At 44.0% G+C, this 23,264-nt stretch carries 22 protein-coding genes and 1 pseudogene; 6 read left to right on the top strand and 17 right to left on the bottom strand.

The annotated features are described in order from the left end of the window. Positions 1-33: 33 nt before the first annotated feature. From LKO26_RS12810 to LKO26_RS05640, 6 genes and pseudogenes are all read right to left on the bottom strand, one after another. Positions 34-288, bottom strand: a pseudogene (locus LKO26_RS12810) (hypothetical protein); the annotation flags it as partial. A 26-nt stretch (positions 289-314) separates the two neighbouring features. Then, entirely contained in the window at positions 315-548 is a 234-nt protein-coding gene (locus LKO26_RS05660) for a hypothetical protein (RefSeq protein WP_227586880.1), read from the bottom strand. Between the two features lie 43 nt (positions 549-591). Further along, entirely contained in the window at positions 592-1,974 is a 1,383-nt protein-coding gene (gene glmM, locus LKO26_RS05655; protein ID WP_227586879.1) for a phosphoglucosamine mutase, read from the bottom strand. Positions 1,975-2,350: 376 nt separating this feature from the next. Then, a complete protein-coding gene (feoB, locus tag LKO26_RS05650; protein ID WP_227586878.1) occupies positions 2,351-4,387 on the bottom strand; it encodes a ferrous iron transport protein B in 2,037 nt (678 codons plus the stop codon). Then, positions 4,387-4,638: a ferrous iron transport protein A gene (locus tag LKO26_RS05645; RefSeq protein WP_227586877.1), complete on the bottom strand. Its 252-nt coding sequence runs from the start codon at positions 4,636-4,638 to the stop codon at positions 4,387-4,389. Before LKO26_RS05645 ends, feoB begins: the two co-directional genes overlap by 1 nt. 134 nt (positions 4,639-4,772) lie before the next feature. Further along, positions 4,773-5,657: a GLPGLI family protein gene (locus LKO26_RS05640; RefSeq protein ID WP_227586876.1), complete on the bottom strand. Its 885-nt coding sequence runs from the start codon at positions 5,655-5,657 to the stop codon at positions 4,773-4,775. 121 nt (positions 5,658-5,778) lie between these two features. On the opposite strand from LKO26_RS05640, the gene LKO26_RS05635 reads away from it, so the two are divergent. Continuing rightward, positions 5,779-6,276 (top strand): DinB family protein, encoded by a 498-nt coding sequence (locus LKO26_RS05635; protein WP_227586875.1) that lies wholly within the window; start codon positions 5,779-5,781, stop codon positions 6,274-6,276. 51 nt (positions 6,277-6,327) lie between these two features. Here the strand turns inward: LKO26_RS05635 and LKO26_RS05630 are convergent, their stop codons facing one another. Together LKO26_RS05630 and LKO26_RS05625 are read right to left on the bottom strand one after the other, a co-directional pair. Continuing rightward, a complete protein-coding gene (locus LKO26_RS05630) occupies positions 6,328-7,200 on the bottom strand; it encodes a GLPGLI family protein (protein ID WP_227586874.1) in 873 nt (290 codons plus the stop codon). 1 nt (position 7,201) lies between these two features. Further along, the gene (locus LKO26_RS05625) at positions 7,202-9,835 is read right to left on the bottom strand and encodes a Plug and carboxypeptidase regulatory-like domain-containing protein (RefSeq protein ID WP_227586873.1); all 2,634 of its coding nucleotides are present in this window, start codon (positions 9,833-9,835) and stop codon (positions 7,202-7,204) included. 175 nt (positions 9,836-10,010) lie between these two features. On the opposite strand from LKO26_RS05625, the gene LKO26_RS05620 reads away from it, so the two are divergent. Further along, positions 10,011-10,892 (top strand): cupin-like domain-containing protein, encoded by an 882-nt coding sequence (locus LKO26_RS05620; RefSeq protein WP_227586872.1) that lies wholly within the window; start codon positions 10,011-10,013, stop codon positions 10,890-10,892. Positions 10,893-10,926: 34 nt separating this feature from the next. On the opposite strand, the gene LKO26_RS05615 is transcribed toward LKO26_RS05620, so the two are convergent. The 6 genes from LKO26_RS05615 to LKO26_RS05590 form a co-directional block, all read right to left on the bottom strand. Continuing rightward, complete coding sequence (locus tag LKO26_RS05615) at positions 10,927-12,624, bottom strand: M14 family zinc carboxypeptidase (protein ID WP_227586871.1); 1,698 nt, start codon at positions 12,622-12,624, stop codon at positions 10,927-10,929. A gap of 62 nt (positions 12,625-12,686) precedes the next feature. Next, on the bottom strand, positions 12,687-12,977 hold the full coding sequence (locus LKO26_RS05610) for a hypothetical protein (protein WP_227586870.1): 291 nt from the start codon (positions 12,975-12,977) through the stop codon (positions 12,687-12,689). 62 nt (positions 12,978-13,039) lie between these two features. Continuing rightward, positions 13,040-14,836 carry a translation elongation factor 4 gene (gene lepA, locus LKO26_RS05605; protein WP_227586869.1) on the bottom strand — a complete coding sequence of 599 codons (1,797 nt, stop codon included), beginning with the start codon at positions 14,834-14,836 and terminating at the stop codon, positions 13,040-13,042. A gap of 197 nt (positions 14,837-15,033) precedes the next feature. Beyond that, positions 15,034-15,639 carry a hypothetical protein gene (locus tag LKO26_RS05600; protein WP_227586868.1) on the bottom strand — a complete coding sequence of 202 codons (606 nt, stop codon included), beginning with the start codon at positions 15,637-15,639 and terminating at the stop codon, positions 15,034-15,036. A gap of 22 nt (positions 15,640-15,661) precedes the next feature. Further along, entirely contained in the window at positions 15,662-16,219 is a 558-nt protein-coding gene (locus LKO26_RS05595) for a hypothetical protein (protein WP_227586867.1), read from the bottom strand. 9 nt (positions 16,220-16,228) lie between these two features. Beyond that, positions 16,229-16,780 (bottom strand): RNA polymerase sigma factor, encoded by a 552-nt coding sequence (locus LKO26_RS05590; RefSeq protein WP_227586866.1) that lies wholly within the window; start codon positions 16,778-16,780, stop codon positions 16,229-16,231. A gap of 94 nt (positions 16,781-16,874) precedes the next feature. Here LKO26_RS05590 and LKO26_RS05585 point away from each other — a divergent pair, with 94 nt between their 5' ends. The 4 genes from LKO26_RS05585 (at position 16,875) to LKO26_RS05570 (ending at position 21,328) form a co-directional block, all read left to right on the top strand. After that, positions 16,875-17,624 (top strand): Rossmann-like and DUF2520 domain-containing protein, encoded by a 750-nt coding sequence (locus LKO26_RS05585; protein WP_227586865.1) that lies wholly within the window; start codon positions 16,875-16,877, stop codon positions 17,622-17,624. Next, the gene (locus LKO26_RS05580; protein ID WP_227586864.1) at positions 17,614-18,132 is read left to right on the top strand and encodes a KdsC family phosphatase; all 519 of its coding nucleotides are present in this window, start codon (positions 17,614-17,616) and stop codon (positions 18,130-18,132) included. The genes LKO26_RS05585 and LKO26_RS05580 overlap by 11 nt, the downstream gene beginning before the upstream one ends. A 13-nt stretch (positions 18,133-18,145) precedes the next feature. Beyond that, the gene (locus LKO26_RS05575) at positions 18,146-18,703 is read left to right on the top strand and encodes a Maf family protein (RefSeq protein WP_227586863.1); all 558 of its coding nucleotides are present in this window, start codon (positions 18,146-18,148) and stop codon (positions 18,701-18,703) included. Between the two features lie 96 nt (positions 18,704-18,799). After that, positions 18,800-21,328 carry a tetratricopeptide repeat protein gene (locus LKO26_RS05570; protein WP_227586862.1) on the top strand — a complete coding sequence of 843 codons (2,529 nt, stop codon included), beginning with the start codon at positions 18,800-18,802 and terminating at the stop codon, positions 21,326-21,328. A gap of 11 nt (positions 21,329-21,339) precedes the next feature. On the opposite strand, the gene tsaB is transcribed toward LKO26_RS05570, so the two are convergent. The 3 genes from tsaB to LKO26_RS05555 all read right to left on the bottom strand — a co-directional run bounded on the left by tsaB (position 21,340) and on the right by LKO26_RS05555 (position 23,261). Beyond that, on the bottom strand, positions 21,340-22,020 hold the full coding sequence (gene tsaB, locus LKO26_RS05565; RefSeq protein ID WP_227586861.1) for a tRNA (adenosine(37)-N6)-threonylcarbamoyltransferase complex dimerization subunit type 1 TsaB: 681 nt from the start codon (positions 22,018-22,020) through the stop codon (positions 21,340-21,342). A gap of 53 nt (positions 22,021-22,073) precedes the next feature. Next, the gene (locus LKO26_RS05560; protein WP_227586860.1) at positions 22,074-22,826 is read right to left on the bottom strand and encodes an SDR family NAD(P)-dependent oxidoreductase; all 753 of its coding nucleotides are present in this window, start codon (positions 22,824-22,826) and stop codon (positions 22,074-22,076) included. 63 nt (positions 22,827-22,889) lie between these two features. Continuing rightward, positions 22,890-23,261 carry a YraN family protein gene (locus LKO26_RS05555; protein ID WP_227586859.1) on the bottom strand — a complete coding sequence of 124 codons (372 nt, stop codon included), beginning with the start codon at positions 23,259-23,261 and terminating at the stop codon, positions 22,890-22,892. Positions 23,262-23,264: the final 3 nt, after the last annotated feature.

Raw genomic sequence — 23,264 nt, 5'->3', positions numbered from 1 at the left:
AATCTCAACTTTGAAAAAACATATTATTTATAATTAATCCTTTGGTCTCTTTCTTCCATCAAAAAAAGAAACAATTCTGATGTTTTCGTTTTCAACTTTATACGTCAGCGAATATGTGCGGTGCACAATCATCCTTCTCAACTTATTCTTTTTTGTTTCTAATCCGATTTCCGGATTTTCAATAATCATTCTGATTATTCTTAAAGTTTCGTTTAAGAGACTTTCTGAATATAGATCCGATTTATTACGGTTGATCCAATAGTCATAAACCTCTTTGAATTCTCTGTGTGCTCTTTGAGTCTAGAATACATTGTTCATCTTCCAAATGATTTCATGAACTCTTCGTGTGAAACCATTCTGCTTTTTTCTACATCTTTCAGACCCTCCTCAATCGACTCTCTTTCATCTGCAGAAATCTGATTCCACCAGTCATCTGATGTTTTGAATTCTGATTTGGGAATAAGGCTCCTGATGTATTGATGCAATTCTTCCAGGCGATTCAGCGGAACGTCTTTAATTTTGTCTAAAATTGTATTAATGGTTGCCATGCCTCAGTAATCTGAAATTTTAAATAAATATAGCAAAAAGCAATTAAATCAAACTTTTTATCTGCGCAATCATCTCATCGCCCAGCCGGTCTGCCTCTTCCTGGCTAGCCGCTTCTGTATAAATCCGGATGATGGGTTCTGTATTGGATTTTCTGAGATGCACCCAGTTGTTTTCAAAATCAATCTTCACTCCATCTACGGTAGAGATCTCTTCATTTTGATGCATTTTTTCCATTTTAGTTAAAAGGGCATCCACATCAATCTCCGGTGTCAGTTCTATTTTCTTTTTGCCCATAAAATAAGCCGGATAGGTGGCTCTGAGTTCTGAAACCGAACGGTTCGCCTTCGCCAGATGGGTGAGGAACAAGGCTACGCCTACCAGAGAATCCCTGCCGTAGTGCAGGTCCGGATAGATGATGCCGCCGTTTCCTTCGCCGCCGATTATCGCATTTTTTTCTTTCATCAGGTTCACCACATTGACCTCGCCCACGGCGCTGGCAAAGTATTCTGAACCGTGCGCACGAGCCACATCCCGCAGTGCTCTGCTGGATGATAAATTGGAAACCGCTGCACCTTTCTGATGCTTCAGAAGATAATCTGCCACCGCCACCAAGGTGTATTCTTCGCCAAACATCTCTCCATTTTCATCAATCAGTGCCAGGCGGTCCACATCCGGATCTACTACGATGCCCAGATCCGCATTTTCTTTCTTTACCAGTTCGCAGATATCGGTGAGGTGTTCTTTTAAAGGCTCGGGATTATGCGGAAAGTGACCCGTAGGCTCGCAATAGAGTTTTACCACTTCCACCCCCAGTTTTTCCAGGAGCATGGGTATGGCAATACCGCCGGTAGAGTTCACAGCATCCAGCACCGCTTTATATTTTTTGGCTTTGATGGCTTCTGCATCTACCATGGGCAGTTCCAGAATCTTCCGTATATGAATATCAAAGGCATCATCACGGGTTTCATACTGTCCCAGGTCATCTACTTCTGCATAGTTAAAATCTTCACTTTCGGCCAGTGCCAGGACTTCTGCACCATTTTCTCCACTGATGAACTCCCCTTTTTCGTTAAGGAGTTTTAATGCATTCCATTGCTTGGGGTTGTGAGAGGCGGTCAGGATGATTCCTCCGTCGGCATTCAGTTCGGGCACCATTACTTCTACTGTAGGCGTGGTAGAAAGTCCCAGATCCACCACATGGATTCCCAGCCCTTGCAGTGTTGCAGTGACCAGTGCGCTGACCATACTCCCCGAAATTCTGGCATCGCGGCCGATGACGAGGGTAAGGTCTTTTTTATTTTTATTATTCTGCAGCCAGGTGCCGAAAGCCGAAGCAAATTTTACAATATCTAAAGGCGTAAGGTTGTCATTTACCTTGCCGCCTATGGTTCCGCGTATGCCGGAAATGGACTTGATTAAAGACATAATTCTGAACGGTTTGACTTATAATTTTCTGTTTCAAACCGCTGCAAATTTACGAAGAAAATAAGGATTACCTGTATGAAGTTTTTATTACTTTTAATGGGATCAAATGCTCGCAGTAAACCCGTGAGGTTTTTACCATAAAGCACCAAAAAAGCCGTTTTTTGGGAAACAGCCTTTAATTAAATTTATGAACACCCGCAACCGGAGTCGCAACCCGGTTTGCCGTCTTTGGCATTTTTGGGCGTGAAGTTCTTCTTCAATATCCGGTAAAGATAGAATACTGCAAAAAACAACAGTACGGAAATAATCAAATACTGTATCCACACAGAGATTTCCATAATCTGACTTTTATCTGTTTAACGTAATTTTTACGGTTTTATTTGAACAACTGGTACACCACAAAGGCGGCAATATAAGCCAGCCCGGACATGCCCACCAACTGAATCAGCGTCCACTTCCAACTGCGTGTTTCCCGGTACACCACCGCAATGGTAGAGATACACTGCATGGCAAATGCGTAGTACACCAGAATAGAGAGGCCGGTGGCCAGCGTAAACACTTTCTCACCATTCGGTTTTACATCATTCCGCATTTTATCAATAATCCGCTCTTCTTCCACATCTTCATCCAGACTGTAAAGGGTAGAAAGCGTTCCTACAAATACTTCGCGGGCAGCAAAGCTGGAGATAATGGCCACGCCCATCTTCCAGTCATAACCCAGCGGTGCCACTACCGGCTCTATCCCTTTTCCGAGCTTGGCCAGATAGGAGTCATCCATATGGACATCTGTAGCGATAAACTGTTCCGGCGACTGCTTCGGCCCCAGATAACTGAGCACCCAGAGGATGATGCTCACGGCAAAAATCACTTTTCCGGCACCGGTGATAAAGTCCCACACCCTGCCCAGCATGAGTTTAAAATCATAGCCGAACAGCGGCATTTTGTAAGGCGGCAAATCCATCACCAGGAAGCTTCTTTCTTTTTGTCTGATGAAATATTTCAGCACCACGGAGCCTGCCAGAGCCGCTACAAATCCTAATAAGTACATGACCAGCAATGCAATGGCCCGGTAATCGATTCCCAGAAAATTGCCATCGGGGATGACCAGCGCAATGATGATGCTGTACACTGGAAGCCGGGCAGCACAGGTCATGAACGGGGTCACCATAATGGTGATTAGCCGTTCTTTTACGTTCTCAATATTCCGGGTAGACATGATGGCGGGGATGGAACACGCGATTCCCGAAATCAGCGGCACAATGCTCTTTCCGTTCAGTCCGAAGGGATGGAGCAGTCTGTCCATCAGAAAAATAACCCGTGTCATATACCCCGAATCCTCCAGCAGGTAGAGAAAATAGAGTAAAATTCCGATTTGTGGGGCAAAGATGATGATTCCACCCAGGCCGGGGATGATTCCGTCTGCCAGCAGACTGCTCAGAGGTCCATCCGGAAGGCTTTCCCGGGTGTAATCTGCCAGTGTGGCGAATGCACCGTCAATCCAGTTCATGGGATACTCTGCCATGAAGAAAACCACCTGGAAAATCAGAAGCAATACGGCCAGAAATACGACATAACCCCAGAATTTATGCACCAGAACTTTGTCGAGCTTCTCGGTAAGCAATTCCTTGGTTCCCGGCTTTTTAGCCGAAACTTTTTGCACAATTTTATCGATATGCTGGTACCTTCTGATCGTTTCCTGTGTCTGGAGGCGTTTCGGAACCACACATTTGGCTTCCTCCTCATTCAGTTTTTCGTGTACGGAATGAATTTTTCCCAGATAACCGTCAGATGAAAGTAAAGTCCAGACTTTATACGGATTTTTATCTTCTGTTTTTTCTGCAATGCGGTGCACAATAGCGCGCTGCTCCAGAGGAATTTGGAAGGTGTTTTCTGAGGCTACCGAAAATTCCTGATTGTGAACGGCTTCCCGAAGATCGTCAATTCCGATTTTTTGTTTGGCATTGGTGGCCACAATTTTCACATCCAGTTCGCGGGAAAGCTGGTCAAAATCAATATTAATTCCGCGGCGCTCTGCCTCATCCAGCTGGTTCACCACCATCAGTACAGGGATTCCCAGATCGCGGATTTGCTGAAACATCAGCAAACCTCTTTTCAGGTTCAGGGCATCCAGAATATAAATGACGCCGTTATAGTTTTCACGTTCGTCCAGCAGGAATTTGGTACAGATGGCCTCATCTTCTGCAGAGGGATAAATGCTGTAGGAACCCGGCAGGTCTATGACCTCTACCTCCTGATTTTTGTACACATAATCACCGGAATGACTGGCTACGGTAACGCCCGCGTAGTTTCCGGTTTTCTGTTTTCGGTTACAAAGTGAATTGAAAATGGTGGATTTACCTACATTGGGGTTACCCACCAGCAGGACTTGCTGTTTCTGTTGAGATTTCTCCATTATACGGCTTCTACAATAATAAACCTGGCTTCTTCCCTGCGGAGGGCAATTCTGCTTTTCTCTTCTCCGAATTCTATATAAAGCGGTCCGCCAAAGGGAGCAGAATAGAGGATTCTAAAAGAAGTTTCGGGCAAAAGGCCCATTTCCATAATTTTACCGGGCATCTGCAGATTGTCATTGTCATAGGCCAGTATGCGCCCGGATTTTTTACTGGGAAATACGTTGAGTTTATTTGAATTATCTTTTTTCAACACCAAAAAATTTGAACCGCAAAGATACTTTATTTAAATTAAATCTAAATAAGGGGAACACCTTAAATATATCATAAAAAAAGCCCGATGCAGCGACGCACCGGACCTTCCAATTAAAATTTAGTTGATATGATTTACTTTTTTTTGCCTTTTGCAGCGTCTTTTTCTATGGGATTGTCATTGGAACCAAAATAATCTTTTGCCATCTTTTCCTGATCTTTAATCATTTCCCCAAAAGTCTTGTCTGAACCCGGAAGTTTTCTGCTCATCATTTCCGGAGTCATGTACGGACGAACTTCTGCCAGTGGATCAGCCTTGAAGTTTTCAAAGGATCTCTCAAATTTAGTGCGGTCAGTCATCACCACCGCGGTGCTCATGCCGTATTTCGAATTGATTTTCTCTGCATAGGACTGTTCTTCCCAGTTGTCCATTTTTTTATTGGCCGTGAGTAACCAACTGTAATCTTTGGCATCATCCTCAATCTTTACAATAAGTCCCGGCAGTCCGTGAAATTTATAAGGACCATCCGGAAACGGCAGATCTGTGGTAAACCACGCCGTCCATTTGCGGCCGCCAAATTCGGTCGTTGCTTTCTGCGCGTTATACTCGCCAATTTTTTCTTTGTCCGAAAGGATTTTCCAGTTCAGTTTGGTATCATCTGAATATCCAAACCGCTTCATGCTGATCTGATCTGAGTAGGTAACCGTCATTTCCGGATACTTTTTTTCTACTTTGTGAGAGAATTTCGGCATTTTAATGGATTTCATCATATCCTTCCACACGCCGGATTTTTCCATGGCTTCTACTTCTGCTTTCAAAATAGAATCCTGCGCTATGATGGTATAATCCTGATAAATGGATTTCTCTGGAGTGATGTCCAGAATGGTAACCACTTTCTCTTTGGTGTCCTGCTTTTGTTTGGGTTTGAATGTAAGTTCATAGAAGAACCGGTTGGCAGACTGCTGCGCATTCAACATGACAAAACCACTGATCAATATGAGACTGAATAACTTTTTCATTCCTTAGATTTTATAGGATAAGTATTGTTTTTTAATGATTTGTTACAGAAAATTATGATTTTTTATGTGGCGGAATCCCACTCAGGATTGTACCTTTACATTCACCAAAAAACAACGCATTATGAATACACTGCCCCTCATTAAAAAAGAACTCGCCGACGAGTACGAAACCACGAAACAATTTCTCGCTCAGTATCCCGATACCCTGAACGAATTTTCACCGCACGAAAAAAGCATGAAAATGATGCCGCTGGCGACCCACGTGGCTGAAATTTTCGGGTGGCCGGATTTTATGATGAAAACCACCCAATTGGATTTTGCCGCCGGGGATTATCAACCTGTTTTTCTGAATACCCGGGAAGAACTAATGGGTAAACTTGAAGAAGATTATGCAAAAAGCAAAGAAACACTGGAAAATATGTCTGAAGAAGATCTGGAAGGCCGCTGGCAGATGCGTAACGGAGAAACCCTACTGGCAGATTACAGTAAGTATGAAGGCATACGGCATGCCCTGAATCAGATTGCACACCACCGGGCACAACTCGGCGTGTATTACCGGCTGAATAATATTCCGCTGCCGGGAAGCTACGGACCCAGTGCCGACAGTATGGAATTCTAAAGACTGTGTCCATTAAAAAACCCGCTTCAGCAGATCTGAGCGGGTTTTTATTTACGGTTTCAATTCTATTTTGTTATTGTTGCGCTTCATTTCTTCACGGGCATTCTGCTCCATCATACGCAGCACATCCTTCGGTTCGGTATATTCCTGCCCGTTGATGTTGATGACCACTTTGGAATTGGGGCGGTTCAGCATTTCCCGCATGCCCTGCACCGGGTCATTTTCATGCTGTTTCAGAAGTTTTATGTATTGTTTACGGGTTACATCTATGGTTTTTTTACTGGCAAAAGGAATGTCTTTTCCCTGGGTGTCCAGTTCCAGAGACGTTCTTTCCGCCACCGCTTTCAGGCCTTTCAGTTCTATCAGGTGTGTTCCGGTATGGTCTGCCATTTTTACAATAAGTCCCGGCAAACCGTAGAATTTGTATGGGCCATCTTGTATGGGAATTTCTGCGGTAAACCAGGCGGTCCATATTCTTCCTGCAAAATCCGTGGTAGCTTTCTGAGCAGTAAACTCGCCCACCTTCTCTTTCTCCGGAAGGATTTTCCATTCCGGCTTCCGGTCTTCGGTGACGCGGTAGGCATCATTGCCAATAGAGGTAATCAGCACCGTCTGAAAACCCGGATAGGTTTTTTCCACTTCATAGCTGACTTCGCCACCTGTACTTGAACGGCTAACGGAGACATTCCGCATTCCGGAAGAAAGTTGTTTTCTGATGCTTTCCGTCATTACGGAATCTCTCTCGAAAGCGACTTTGCTGTAATACCTGGATCCGCTGCCGGAAATATCCAGATACATCCACTCTGTACGCAAACTGTCTGCAGAGACGGAATCTGTTTTATACCGGTACTCATAAATTACCCGGTTGTTCTGTGCAGAGATGAGCAGACCGGCAAAAAAGAACAGAAATGCGAGTTTTTTCATTTTATTTAAAATTAAATTTCACGCTAAACATCACCTGACTTGGGCGGATGCTGATTCTTTCGAACGAATAGCTGTCTGCGCTATCAAAAACTCTTTCGAAAACTTTTTTATTGGCAATATTTAGCCATTTCAATTCAAAATCTACTTTTTTTGCCGCCCAGGCAAACTGGTAGGTCAGATCGTAGAATGCATTCTTAAAACTTTGATTGGCGCTGGAATAATTCAGCTGGTCCCAGTTCAGTGCAATGGAGTGGTGTTCTACCGGGAACAGGGTCAGGCCTAAATTATGGGTAAAACTTTCGGTATCAGAACTGCCGATTCGACTTTCATTATGTCCCCAGCTTTTGTTAAAGTTATAATCCAGGGTCATCCACGAGAAATAGGAGTTGTTCAGTTTGAACCCTACATTTTGGGTAGAATTCTTATTTTCGAACAACTCACCGCCAATCATATTGTCTGACCGGGAATCTGAATTTCGGAATGAGGCAGAGAGGTTTGATTTGAACTTCGGAAAATACTTCCCGATTTCTGCGCTCTGAGAACTGGAATGGATGCTGTTTTCCTGTTCTTTATAGCTGATAATTCCAAATCCTACCCCACGGTTTATATCTGCAATCAGGTTGCGGTCTGTAGTGCTGATGCTGTAATTGACATTAAAAAACAGATTATTCAGCGGATTACGGTATTCTACCCTTGAACCGGCTCTGCGGCTCTCGGTTTCCGCTATCGGATTAGACGGATCCATGGCGCTGAAAGAGGTTGGTCTGGTCATCAGAATGCCCCCGTACAGATCATTCACACTCCCGAAATCGTAATTCCAGTTTCCGCTCACCATGGCTTTCCAGAAAGATGCAAATGAATACTGCACAAATCCGGAAGGTTCAAAAGTGGTTTTATTGAATTCTTTTTTCAGAAAACGCAGCGGGTCTTCGGCAGCGATACGGGTAAAGTTTACCGGTGTCTGAATGCCTACGGTCCAGGCTTCAGATTTATAGTTAATTCCCAGTCCTGCATACGGAACTGCTTTGCTGAAGCGCAGATCATTACTGAAACGGGCATCATGAGCCGTATATGGCGCATAGTCCATTTCCAGAATATCGGTATCCAGCTGACTTTGTGTATAGTTAAAACCTACCTGCGGAGTAAAGGTCCAGAACTTTTTGGTAAAGCCCATGGTAGCAGAATGATTGGCCTCAAAGGTCGTCATTCCGAAATTCTGAGTCACTCTGGAGAGGTCATCAAATATATTCAGACCCTCGTAAGGATAATAGACATAGCTGCCCGGCGCCACCCGAAGCGTTTGATTATCATCCTGATAACTTATATAAGACATCAGATTCAGCATACGGCTTTTCAATGGAATAATGGTAGAAAGCGAGTTCTGAAATGAACTTGTAGGAGAACTCAGAGACTGCCGGGAGTTTTTATTCAGCAGGTCACTCACCGAGTTTTGAAAATCAGTCACGGCACGGTCTTCGTTCCAGAACTGGTTGAAGGTAGTAACATTTCTGAAGAATCCCTCTTTGGCATTTTTGGTAAAGATAATTTCTCCTTTTGCCTTATTGGTATAGAGGTTATTCTGATAGGTGTTATAGGTCGTAAAGTTTTCTTTCTTCAGGTATGTTTCCTCGTAGGACTCGCGTTCCACGGCGTTATTGGTATAATTACCGTTCACCTTCAGTTCCCATTCTTTATTCTTGAAGGGCGTTGTCAGTACATTGGCACTCAGGAAATGTACATTGTTCATCAGGTAGCGCTTTTCCGGCAGACTGGGCACGGAGGCCTTTTCCACATTCAGCCAGCCGGTTTGTGAGGCATTACTCCGGCGGCCTTCCCAGCGGTTTCCCATGGCGAACATATTTCCCTCATTTTCCACCGTTTCACCGGTATTATTGGTTTTATAATTGACCACCCACTGATTTTTCTGTCCGAAGAACATGGGCGTCAGTTTCACATTCCAGATGGCGGGGTCTGCTATGCCCACTCCCACTTCGCCGCGGCCGGTCATGGTCACTTGCTTTTTAAGCTTGATATTAATGGCCGCCTGATCAGAAGGCACTTTATCCTGCAGAATTTTCACCGGCTGGTGATTTTCCAGGACTTCAACTTTAGAAACGGCATCTTTCGGTAAGGCATTATTAACCACACCGTAACCGCCCTCCATAAGGTCTTTACCATTGACATAAAACTTAGAGAGTGCCTGACCCTGGTACAGAATGGAACCATCTGCGTTCACTTCTATTCCGGGCATACGCTTCAGAACATCTGCCAGAGTACGGTCGTTTTTGGTTTCAAAAGATTTCAGATCATAGGATATGGTATCACCTTTCTTGGTAATGAGTCTGGTTTTCAGTTCTACTTCCTTGATCAGGGTGGCTTCTACAGGCAGGGTAAAATCAATATTCTGAGTGGTATTTTGCACGCTCTGGGTGATGGCTTTATGGTTAAAAGCTTTCACTTTTACATCCACAGAGCTATCCTCTGAGGTGAACGTAACTTTATACTCCCCTTTTGCATTGGTAATTCCATAGGCTATAATTGCATCCTTCCCTTTCTCTTCTACCGTCACACTGGCACTTGCCACCAGTTCGCCCTCATTGTTTTTCACTTTACCGGAAATTGTTTTCTGGGCCATTGTACATACCGAAATCAGCACAAAAAAGGAAAAAAGAAACCTGTCTCTCATATAATTGTTTTAATGCATTAGTAAAGCTTTAGGAGAATTTGTTACAACTTCGGCATGTGAAGGTGATTAATCTCATTAACATACTGAAATAATTATTAATTTTGCGCTCTAACTGTTTCAAAAAATGGGCATTCATCTAAGACCTATAGAGGTGGTAGAAGACATTGGCAGAGAAGAGTTCATCACCAAATATCTGAAACCACGAAAGCCGGTGGTCATTCGCAATATGGCCAAAAAATGGCCGGCATACCAGAAATGGACCATGGAATATATGAAGGAGGTAGTGGGCGATGTGGAGGTTCCGCTGTATGATTCCTCCAAAGCAGACCCGTCTGCTCCCCTCAATGCCGCTTCGGCCAAAATGAAATTCGGGGACTATATAGACCTCATCAGCCGCGAGCCAACAGACCTCAGGATTTTTCTATTTGACCCGATCCGGTTTGCTCCGAAACTGCTTAAAGATTATATAGCTCCCAAAGACCTGATAGGAGGTTTTCTGGACAGCTATCCCAACATGTTTTTCGGTGGCAAAGGGTCAGAAACCTTTCTGCATTATGACATAGACATGGCGCATATTTTCCACACGCATTTCAACGGGCGCAAGCATATTTTGTTGTTTGATTATAAATGGAAAGACCGCCTGTACAAAATTCCCTTCGCCACGTATGCGCTGGAAGATTATCATATTGCCGAACCCGATTTTGACCGTTTTCCTGCCCTGGACGGTATAGAAGGCATCGAATGCTTTCTGGAACATGGAGACACGCTGTTTATGCCTACTGGATGGTGGCATTGGATGAAATATGTGGACGGTAGTTTTTCCATCTCACTCCGGGCATGGGACAAATCCTGGGCTGTAAAAGCGCATTCTCTCTGGAACCTGGCCATACAAAGGAATTTTGATAATTTGATGAAACGCCGGTTCCGCACAAAATACATGGACTGGAAAGAGAAAAAAGCCATTGCCAATGCCCATTATGCATTGAAAAAAGGCCGACCAAAATAGCCTATAGTCCTTCTTGCCGTGAAGAGTTTTTTGATTAAAGAATTCTGTATACCGGATACAGATTTACTGAGCCCTCATAGAACACCGATCTTTCGTAAATCCAGTTCAGCTGTGCCTCGGGATCTGCTGCCAGTCCGGGATCTGCCAGTTTGGCAACCTCCAGAGCGGTTTTCATGGCCGGGTCTTCTTTCAGCAAAGCAGCAGCGGTATCTTCAAATACATAATCTGAAAAGTACTCCTTCTGCCCGAGCACCGCATCAAAGAAATTCCAGTTAAAAAAAGAGTCGGCAGCCTCCGGTTCCAGGGTTTCCAGCAGATATTTAATGCCCGGCTGAGCCGTGGAAATCAGGAAATCCCCTTTCTGAAACTTTTTGTCCTTCAGCTTACGCTGTACCTGCACATCATAATGCAGATAATGGCCTTCATAGGGTTTTGCAACCGTTTTATAATCCGTAATCCGGTACTCTTCGGCCAGGATGGTGGTATCCCGGGGAATGGTGGTCATGGCAATCTGGTTTCTTTTCAAATGTTCAATGACCTCATGTTCCGATTTCGGAATGATATAAAACCTGGGAATGTTGACATGCTTAACAGCGGTGTATTCATCATAAAACCGGATATTTTTGGTGAAAGGTTTACTCCGGTCATAAAATAACCTCGGTTTGCCCGTCACTTCACTGGTTTTATTGCTGGCCGTGTAGCCTTTAAAATTCAGGTTACGGAATTTGTCCTCATTCAGTTTCCACTGTATAGGATACCGGGCACCGGCCTTATATAAAGCTGCGTTTTCCTGAATTTTTTTCTGCAATTCCCTGTGATTGCGGTTTGTAAACTGTAATGCATGCCACATGTATTCATAAGTGGCCCGCACGCGTTCTGCATACGGTTTCAGCATGTGGGTTTCGGCTACTGTACCGGGAATCCCGAATAAAGTAGTATATCCCGTTGCATATCTGGGCGAGTCCATAAAGGCGGGAAAACCCTGATCCGGCGACTCGCGGAACACATTGACATAGGGCGTGGTCAGGATATGCTGCTCCTCCAGTTTTTGCAGAATTGCCGCTTGCATTTTTTCATGAAAGTAAGTCCCCAGCACATTTCCCAGCCTTTCTTTACTGGTCGAAATATAGGTGAAGGTATAAGGGTAATCGGCGCCGTTGCTTACATGATTATCAATAAAGAATATGGGCTTAAAGTGGTGAAATATCTGCTGAAAGGCTTTGGTATTCCTGGTATCCGCTTTTATAAAGTCCCGGTTCAGGTCATAATTCCGGGCATTTCCGCGAAAACCATACGCTTCGGGGCCGTTCTGATTTACCCTGCTGTGCTTCCCGCGTCTCAGCATGCCTGAGATGTTGTAGGACTGAACAGCGGCTACCCTCAGATTTTTCACATCCTTTTTTCCGGTTGCAAGATCACGCATCAGCATCATGGTGGCATCAATTCCGTCCGGCTCGCCGGGGTGAATACCATTGTTAATAAGCACGGCAGGGACATCCTTCTTTCCGGAAGGGTTATAAATGACTACTCTGATGGGTTCGCCATTGTCATCTGTCCCAAAGCTTTCTATGGATATTGTGTTGTATTGTGTTGCAAGTCCGTCATAAAACTTCAGCATTTCTTCGTAAGTGGCGGTCTGATTGCCATTGCCCTTTTCGTATGGAGTCAGCGGTGCTGTTTGAGCAAATGTCAGTTGGCAAAGGAGTATGCCCAGCAGTATTTTAAGTTTCATAAACGTCAAATTTTAGCCGAAAATTAAAAAAAATCAGGGAAATATATTCCGGGAAACCGGTATTACATAAAATCCTTTACAGTCAGCCCGACGGCAAGAGCCAAAGCAGCGGTAATCATGAAAAAAGAATACCGGTACGGCGAATCCCCGGAGAAATGCGCTTTCTTCCACCGGATGCCATAAATAATGGTTTGCACAGGAACCGACAGCAGCAGAGGAAGCATCAGAATCTCATGAAACACCTGAAAAATCACTCCCACCCTGCCCGGAATGATGATCTCAAAATAATTCAGCGTAGCGATAAACAGAATGTATAAAAACGTAAATGTGCTGAGGTACCGGTGAAAATTCATCCTGCTAAATAACAAAAAAACTTCCGTTTCGGGAAGTTTTCAAAGTATTTTAATGGATTTGCTTAATCATTCAGTTTCAGAACTGCCATAAATGCGGATTGTGGCACCTCTACCCTTCCTATCTGCTTCATTTTTTTCTTTCCTTCTTTCTGCTTTTCCAGGAGTTTACGCTTACGCGAGATATCTCCGCCGTAACATTTTGCCGTTACGTCTTTTCTCAGTGCTTTAATGGTTTCTCTGGCAATCACCTTGGTTCCCAGTGCGGCCTGTACGGCAATATCAAACTGCTGTCTTGGAATCAGTTCCCGAAGTTTCTCGCACATTTTTTTTCCGATGTGATAGGCGTTGCTGTCGTGAATCAGTGACGAGAGGGCATCTACCATATCTCCGTTGATGAGAATATCCATTTTCACCAGTTTGGAAGCACGGAAGCCAATCGGATGGTAATCAAAAGAGGCGTATCCTTTAGAAATAGATTTCAGGCGGTCATAGAAGTCAAAAACCACCTCTGCCAGCGGCATATTAAAGATCAGTTCCACCCGGTCAGAGGTCAGGTAACTCTGGTTTACAATCTCGCCTCTTTTTTCAATACAAAGGGTCATCACTGCCCCTACAAAATCAGACTTGGTAATGATGGAAGCTTTGATATACGGTTCCTCTACCCGGTCCATAATGGTGGGATCCATCATTTCTGACGGATTGTTGATGAGGATTGCAGTCTCGGGGTCTTTCTTGGAATATCCGTGATACGAAACGTTGGGAACTGTGGTAATCACGTTCATATTGAACTCGCGGTCCAGCCTTTCCTGTACAATCTCCATGTGCAGCATTCCCAGGAATCCGCATCGGAAACCAAAGCCCAGTGCAGCAGAACTTTCCGGCTCAAAGACCAGAGAAGCGTCATTTAGTCTCAATTTTTCCAGTGAGAATCTCAGTTCTTCAAAATCTTCTGACTCAATAGGATAAATTCCGGCAAAAACCATGGGTTTCACCTCTTCAAAACCTTCAATACCTTTTTCTGCCGGTTTTTCTACCGAAGTTATGGTATCTCCCACTTTTACATCGCGGGCGTCTTTGATCCCGGAAATAATATACCCTACATCTCCACAACCGATGACGGATTTGGGAGCCTGTTTCAGCTTTAGTGTACCCACCTCATCTGCATCATAGGTCTTTCCGGTGGCCATAAATTTCACCTTCTCTCCTTTTGAAATTTTTCCGTTTACAACTTTGAAATAAGCCTCGATGCCCCGGAATGGGTTATATACAGAGTCGAAAATCAAGGCCTGGAGCGGTGCATTTTCATCGCCTACGGGCGCCGGGATGCGGTTTACAATTTGTTCCAGCAGTTCGGCAACGCCCTGTCCTGTTTTTCCGGATACCCGCAACACATCGTCATAGTCACAGCCTATCAGGTCCATAATCTCATCAGTCACTTCTTCGGGATTAGCAGAAGGAAGGTCAATTTTATTCAGAATCGGGATGATGGTAAGGTCATGCTCCAGTGCCAGATACAGGTTACTGATGGTTTGTGCCTGGATGCTCTGGGCGGCATCTACAATAAGCAATGCGCCCTCGCAGGCTGCAATGGAACGGGAAACTTCGTAAGAAAAATCCACGTGCCCGGGGGTATCAATAAGGTTTAGAATATACTTTTCGCCATTCAGCTCATAGTCCATTTGTATGGCATGAGACTTAATGGTAATGCCGCGCTCTTTCTCCAGATCCATATCATCCAGCGTCTGCGACTGCAGTTCGCGTTGGGTTACGGTTCCGGTATATTCCAGAAGGCGGTCTGCCAGGGTAGATTTACCATGGTCTATATGAGCGATTATGCAAAAATTGCGTATGTTTTTCATGTATTTCCAGATAGTTTGCAAAGATAAAAAAATGCAGCGATTTGTATGCTGAATTTGAAATGTTTATGATGTGGCCGCCGGATGGTCACCAATGGGCTCCCTAATGTTTTTAAGGCACTGCTGCAGAATACAAATCAAACGACCTTCACAAAAATTTGCGAAGGTCGTCCAAACATTAAAAAAATAAACTATTATGGTCATCTGCTCTGGGTCCTGGACCCTTGGTTGTTTCTTACGGGTGCGGTTCTGGGTTGCTGCATCTGTCTTCCCTGTGAGCTCTGATTCAGCTGGCCGCCTCTGGACTGCATCTGCGGGCTTCTTACCCGGTCTTCACTTTTGCGGTCCATAAGTTTGTTTCTCATCATGCCTTCATTCTGAAACATTTCCAAAACCTGCTGCGGTTTCACTACTTTCTGAAATTTATCCGAATATTTCCGGCGGTTATCCAGAAGTTGCTGTCCGAGGTCAAAACTTTTTTCCAGTTCCCGCTTTGCTTCTGCTTCCGTCAGATTTTCAAATTTCTGATCGGATTTAAATTTTTCTTTTATTGCCTTCTGGCTTTCCTGATATTCGTTATACAGGTTTTTAAAATCTTTCTTCTTGTCTTCCGGTACATCCAGTTCTTCCACCATCATTTCCTCGCGGAAATCTTTCAGAAGCTGAAGCCTTTCATCCGGATTCATTTTGTTAATGAGTTCTTTTCTCTGTTCCGGCTTCATGTTACGCCAGTTTTTGAGGTCTTCCTGTTGTGCTGAAAGAAATCCCATTGAAAAAAGAGCAGCAAAGGCAATAATTTTATTCATGTTTTTCATTTTAGCTTCCTGGTTAATAGTACAAATCCAGATAAATATCCTGTTCTACATTTTGTGAGAGAACAGCTATATCCTCTGCGCTGAACTCTTGTAGTATCAACTCTACCTGTTCATCCATTTTCTGCGAATTTACAAATGAACTGGTGCTCTTTCCGGCAGGAGCAGATATCGCTCCTCCTTTTCTCTTTGTTTGATGTTCTTTCTCAGCAATAGTTAAATCCCGGTTCAAACTTTCATAATTCTGTGTGGCCGGGGTCACCGTTTTTGCATCGGCCAGTTGTGTACCGCCCTCATTGACATTGATTAAGGCTTTAGGTTGATTATTTGCTGCCTGATGTTCAATGGTTTCTGCTGAATCAGTCAGTAAATAAGCCCCTCCGAAGAAGAGGGCAATAGCAGCTGCTGCTGCATACCACCACTGAAAAGTTTTCTTTTTCCCTTGCAAATCTATTACAGGTGCCTGGTGCGTTGTGATATTGCGCAATACATTTTCCTGCATTCTGGCAAACGAATCCTCCGGCACGGTGTAAATGTTCTGGCGTTCTAAGTTTTCTATATCAAAGTTTTTCATAATGAAAAATTACGATTCGTAATTGGTTTTTATATATTCTTCTATTTTCTGTTTCGCGTAGTGATAGTTGGTTTTCAGCGTCCCTACACTCATGTCCACAATCTTTGAAATCTCTTCATAAGGCAAATCATCATAATACCTCATCGTAAAAACCAGTTTTTGTTTCTCTGGCAGTGTCTGTATGGCTTTCTGAAGCAGTATCTGAATCTCATCTCCGTCTGCAGAAACATTATCTGCCACCAGATTCATCAGGTGATATTCCTGATCTTCATCTGTCTTCTGCATTCTCTTCATTTTGTTCAGTTGCTGCAGCGCTTCATTGGTCGCTATTCTATAAATCCAAGTGTACAACTGACTGTCCTGCTTGAACTGATGAAAATTCTGATATACTTTTATAAACGTATCCTGCAAGACATCCTGTGCCAGATCATGATCTACAATCATGCGCCTTATGTGCCAGTACAAACGGCTCTGGTACGCATCCATCAAAGCACGAAGGCCTTTTTCCTGGCTTCGGGGATCCTTCATCATCGCAATTATTTCTGCGTCCTGTGTCTTCATGGATGTACTTCGTGGTTTGGATGGTAAATATAATTAAAAGTTAAATGAAGACTTCAATTTTTAGTCCAAAGAACGAAAATCATATCTTTGTTGAATGGATATTGTAATTATCGGTTCCGGAAATGTGGCTTATCATCTGGCCAAATCCTGCAGCCGGTCTCATGTAAAAATTGCCCAGATTTTTGGCAGAAATGATGCAGAGTTAAGCAAAATTTCGAAAGAACTTGGAATTCCCTACAGCACAGAAACTCTGGCAGATGCGGACTGCTACCTGCTGGCAGTAAGTGATCATGCTGTAGCAGAAGTTTCCTCCCGAATCACAAAAGAAGACTGCCTGGTGGCACATACCTCCGGCTCACTTCCGGTGGAGGAACTGAAAGGAGCATACAGGAAGGCAAGTTTTTATCCTTTACAGACATTTTCCAGAAACCGGGAGCAGGATTACAGCAAAATCCCCTTTTTTATAGAAGCTGAATATGAAAACGATGCGGAAATACTAAAAACCCTGGCCGGAAAAATTTCGCCTCACGTTTTCGACAGTAATTTTGAAAAAAGAAAGTACATTCACATTACCGCCGTTTTTGCGTGCAATTTTGTGAATCATCTTTTTGCGCGTGCTCAGGAAATTTCTGATGCTCAGGACATTCCTTTTTCCTATTTTGAACCGCTGATTGCTGAAACCGTGAACAAAATCCGGGAACTGCCTCCCAAAGATGCGCAAACCGGTCCTGCTGTAAGAGCAGATCACCGTGTACTGGAACTGCACGAAGCTTTGCTCGGCGGCGAACATCTTGCCATTTACAAAACCATGAATCAATCTATAAAAAAAATGTATGACTTATAAACAGCGTTTAAAAAATATTAAGGCCTTTGTATTTGATGTGGACGGCGTTTTCACAGACGGCAGCGTTTACCTGCTGCCGGAAGGGAACATGTGCCGTGTCATGAATGTGCTGGACGGATATTCGGTAGTAAAAGCATTAAAGTACAATTACATCATCGGGGTGATTACCGGCGGAGATGATCCGGGGGTAAGACACCGAATCAATTACTTGGGAATTCAGGATTATTACGCAAAATCGCCCAACAAGGAAGAAGATTTTGCCCATTTTAAATCCAAATACAACCTCACCAATGACGAAATTCTGGTCATGGGAGACGATATTCCGGATATGGAAATTATGAAAGCGGCCCATATTGCAGCCTGCCCCAGAAATGCAGTACCGGAAATCAAAGCCATCTCCGATTATATTTCAACAGCAGAAGGCGGAAAAGGAGCCGTACGTGAAATCATAGAACAGGTGATGAAAGTTCAGGGAAGATGGCTGCAGGATCAGACCCAATCTGTATAATTGCTCAATGTTGATGAAAAAAATACTACTGGCATCCCAATCGCCCCGCCGCAAGGAATTGCTTAGCCAACTGGGCTACGATTTTGAGACCGTAACCGTGGAATGTGATGAAATATATCCTCCCGATCTTGAAACGAAAAAGATTGCTTCTTTTCTTTCTGAACTGAAAGCAGATGCCTTCGGTACTCCGGAGCCGGATCACATTCTCCTCACCGCAGACACCATCGTTGCCCTGCAGGGACGGGTACTGGGCAAACCTCAGAATGCACAGGAAGCAGAGGAAATGCTGATGCTGCTGTCGGGAAAGCAACATGAAGTATACACCGGGATTACCCTGCGCAATTCCGTGCGCAGTATCACTGTTACAGATGTGGCTCTTGTCACCATGGACCCGCTTACTCAGGAAGAAATAAAAAATTATGTGGACAAGTTCCGGCCTCTGGACAAAGCAGGTGCATACGGCATACAGGAGTGGGTCGGGATGGCAAAAATATCCAGAATAGAAGGAAGTTATTATACCATCATGGGACTGCCCACTCATCTCGTTTACAGATTTTTACAGGAATTTTAATCAGAATCTTCTTCAAATTTTAAATATTCCTTACTTTTACACAAAATAACTGCGTTTTTTACAATAAAAGAGGCATTATGATGTTATAATACAGCAATGAAAAAAAACATATTTTATATTTTTCTGGCTTTTACTTTCCTGGCTTGTGCTGCAAAAAAACCCAATAAGCGGTCCCGTTTCATGAAGGGTTTTTCTACGCAGTACAATACGCTTTTTAATGCCAAGGACGCTTTGAACACAGAGTTTGAGGAAAGGACTAAATCCCATAAAGACAATTTCTACGCCCCTTATATCAACTTACTTACCTATGAGGAACAACCGCTGGGCAGTGAGGTAGGCCAGAGCCCGATGCTGAATGATACGGCGCCCGCACCCGGTCCTGCAGCTCCCGGGGCAAGACAAGCCGGTTTTGGAACAGCCGGTGCCGCCATGGGAATGGACGACAGTAATAGCGGGAAAGGCGCTACCATACTGGAGATTTCTGAAGCCAAAGCACTGAAAACCATAGATAAATACTCTGTGGAACGCGATGGGGTAGAGCGCAACAATAAAATTTTTGATGCCTACATTACCCTTATGCAGGCGCGGATTTATATGGGAAAAAGTCTGCAGGCACTGGATGCTTATAATACGCTGGCTGTCAAAATGAAGAATGATAAAAGAATGCCGCTGGCAAAAATTTATCAGGGACTGGCATATGCCAAAATTGAAGATTACTTTAAAGCCAATCAGATATTTGCAGATTTAAAAGCAAAAGACCTCAAAAAAGATTACCGCAAATTATTGAGCATTTACTATGCCGAATCTCTCCTTGATTCAGGTAAAAAAGATGCTGCAGTGGCAGAATTATCTGATGCATTTGAAGTGAATAACAACCGGAAAATGAAAAGCCGGATTGCCTTCCTTCGGGGTCAGATTCTCTCAGAACTGGGCAAAAACCAGCAAGCAAGAGAGAGTTTTGCGGCGGCGTATAAATATGCCAATGATTTTGAATTTGAGGTAAAATCACAGATTGAAATTGCCAAGACATACAACAGCAAGGACGACTATTCCGGAGCCAGAAAATATCTGGAAGGCATCAGCAAAAAAGGAACCTACGCATCCCGTAAAAACGAATTTTACTATGCCCTGGGACTGATGGCAAACAATGCCGGAAAGAAAGATGAAGCACAGGAATATTTCAGAAAATCACTGGCCGAAGAAGTTTCAGACCCGCAGATCCGCGGGCTCAGTTACTATGAAATTGGTAAACGGTATCTGGATGATGATGAATACATTGCAGCCGGCGCCTATTATGATTCGGCGATTACCGTGATGACCTATGTGCCTACCAAAGCAGTTCTGGAAGAACAATCCGCTTACATCAAGAAAATTGCAGCAAACTATTATCTGATTAAAAAGAACGACAGCATGCTGGCACTGGCCAGAATGAGTGAACCGGACCGGATTGCCTATTTCACAAAATATATTGATGAGCTGAAAGCCAAAGAAGACGCCGCAGAAAGACAAAGAATCCGCGACGAACGAAGCCGGGGATTTGATACCGGCGATTATTCTGCCAATTCTATTTTTGCAGGAACTACCAACAGTTTTGAGGATTTCGGGGCCGCTGCCAAAGGATTTTATTTCTCTAACACCAACACCGTATCCCGGGGCTCCTCAGAATTTAAACAGATTTGGGGCACCCGCTCACTGTCCGATAACTGGCGGTACTCGGTGAAAATGTCTACGCTGGAAGAATCCAAAAATGCAGCACTGGGCATCGCCTCCGCAGCAGATCCAAGAAGATTTGAACCTTCATTTTACATTGAAAAAATTCCGAAAAGTCCGGCAGCGCTGGAACAACTGAAAAAAGACCGGGATACGGCGTCCCTGGGCATGGGAATTATGTACAATGACTTTTTCTCCAACAAACCTTTGTCTACCAAAACACTGTATGACCTGGTAGATAACAGACCGGAAGAAAAAGTAATGCTACAGGCTCTTTATGAGATCTTCTCCATGAATTATGAATCCAATCCTGCGGCGGCGGCACGTGCGAAACAAATATTGCTGAATGATTACCCCTATACGGCCTATGCAGAATTTGCCCGGAATCCCAGAAACAGCAGTTTTGTAAAGTCGAATGCCGAAGCGGAAACCGCCTACCAGAACGCTTTTGCACTTTACCAGAGCGAACGGTTCGATGAAAGCCGCGAACTGATAGACCGGTCTGTGGTGCAGTTTAAAAATGATGCCTTAATTCCGAAATTTGAACTGCTGAACGCTTTTAATGCAGGCAAAACGGCAGGGAAGGAGGTCATGATTCTTCAGCTGGAACAAATAGCCCTCAATTATGAAAAAACACCGGAAGGTGAGAAGGCAAAAGAAATGCTGAACTGGCTGAAAAGTGACCTGAAGGTACAGATGACCGATGAGAAAGGAAATGTATTGAAGCAACCGCAGCAGCCGGCTCCGCAAAGCCAGAAACAAAACCAGAATGCGCCGGCAGCATTTGGAACCAACCCTGTGATGGAAACTAAAGAAATCATTAAAAAAAATGAAACCAAACTCCGAAATGCCGACAAAGCAAGGCAGGAAGAGTTAAGATTAAAAGAAGCAGAAGCGAAGCCCGTAAAAAAATAAAAGAGTGAGGATTATTCCTCACTTTTCTTTTTCTTCACTCCATGAAAGTCTTTCAGATAATATGGCTCAAAATAGGCCACATCTTCAAACTGAGACCGCCTGAATTGATCTGCAGCCCTGGAAATCAGGAACTCTGCCGAAGGATATACATCCTCCAAAAATACGGCCTCAGGAAGTTGCAGAATCTCTTTAGCTTTGGCAGCACCATCTCCGGCAAAGAGCACTTTTCTATCCTTGAAATCCAGAAAAGACTGTTCGTCCAGAATTTTGGCTTCGGTATCAGAAATTATTTCCCCCGAATTTCCGTCATAAACCGCCGTATAAACCTCCATTCGCCTCGCATCAACCATCGGGACCACATAATCATAGTTCTGTCCTAAAAAACGGTCTGTGATGGTCTGCAGCGAATTGACTGCAATCAGCGGAATCTTTAATCCATAGCAGAATCCTTTTGCAGAGGAAGCTCCGATTCGTAATCCGGTATAGGAACCGGGACCCATGCCCAGGCAAACAGCATCCAGATCTGCCAGCGTAACACCGGCACCTTCCAGAGCCCACTGCACGAACGTATGCAGACTTTCGGATTGTTTGTAGTTTTCTGAGATTTCTTCGCACAGACAAAGCATATCTGTACCGTCTGAAATGGCCACAGAACAATTTCTGGAAGAAGTTTCTAGGTGGAGGATTTTCATGATGTAACCGGAAATTTATGCAAAGGTAGTGTATCCAAAATCAAAACTGAAGATTACTGCTTTCTGTATATCGTACGCGGTTCACTCTGCGCACTGGGATAAATGGTAAGATCAGAAATCATCACATGAGCAGGTGCGTGCACACAGTAGCTGATGGCGTGGGCCACATCTTCTGCTTTTAAGGCTTCATATCCGGCATATACACTTCGTGCTCTTTCTTCATCTCCTTTGAAGCGTACCATGGAAAAGTCTGTTTCTACCGCCCCTGGCTGAATATTGGTTACCTTGATACCAAATTCTGTAAGTTCCAGCCGCATGCCCTCAGATATCGCATCTACGGCTTTTTTACTGGCACAGTACACCACCCCGAAAGCATAGGTCTGTCTTGCCGCTACCGAAGAAATATTCACAATATGCCCCGATGTTCTTTCTTTCATGCCGGGAATAATCATTTTCGAAACGTAAAGCAGACCCTTCACATTGCCGTCCATCATGGCGTCCCAGTCTGCGGTATTGCCTTCTGAAAGAGGCTCCAGTCCATGGGCATTTCCCGCATTGTTAATCAAAACATCTATAGTCCTCCAATGCTCAGGAAGGGAATTTATTGCGGCTTCCACCTCCTGAAGACAGCTCACATCAAAGGTTAAACTAAAAACTTCGGTAATGCTGCTGAGTTGCTCTTTCAGTGTATCCAGGACAGCTGTTCTTCTGCCACATATGATGAGTCTGTGACCATGTTTTGCCATGGCCACTGCAGTGGCTTTGCCGATACCGGAAGTGGCGCCGGTAATCAATATTGTTTTCATTCTTTAATAATTATGTAAAGTAAGGAACATGATTTATTGTAGGAACGGAAATCAGCCAATATTTTAGTTGGCATCATAGGTCTGAAATGCATCTTCCAGGTGGGTGATTTGCAGTACGCCATGTTCATCCGGAAGGATGGTGATGATGTCAAACCGTACTTCCTTTTCAATGTTCATTTCCTGAAGGTAAAAATCTGCACATACTACAATGGATCTGATTTTTTTCCTGGTCACCGCTTCATGAGGTTCAATCACCGTATCGTAACTTCTGGCCTTCACTTCTGTGACTACTACAAGGTCATCCAACTCTGAAACAATGTCTATTTCATGCTTCTGGTAATAGAAGTTCCGGGTCAGAATGGTGTGGCCGTTCTTCTTCAGGTATTCGGCTGCAAGATCTTCTGCCAGTTTTCCAAATTCATTGTGATCTGCCATGTT

The sequence above is a fragment of the Chryseobacterium sp. MFBS3-17 genome (genome assembly GCF_020687745.1).
Taxonomy (GTDB): Bacteria; Bacteroidota; Bacteroidia; order Flavobacteriales; family Weeksellaceae; genus Marnyiella.
The sequence above is the reverse complement of the archived record's forward strand: the minus strand, read 5'-3'. Positions and strand labels throughout refer to the sequence as shown.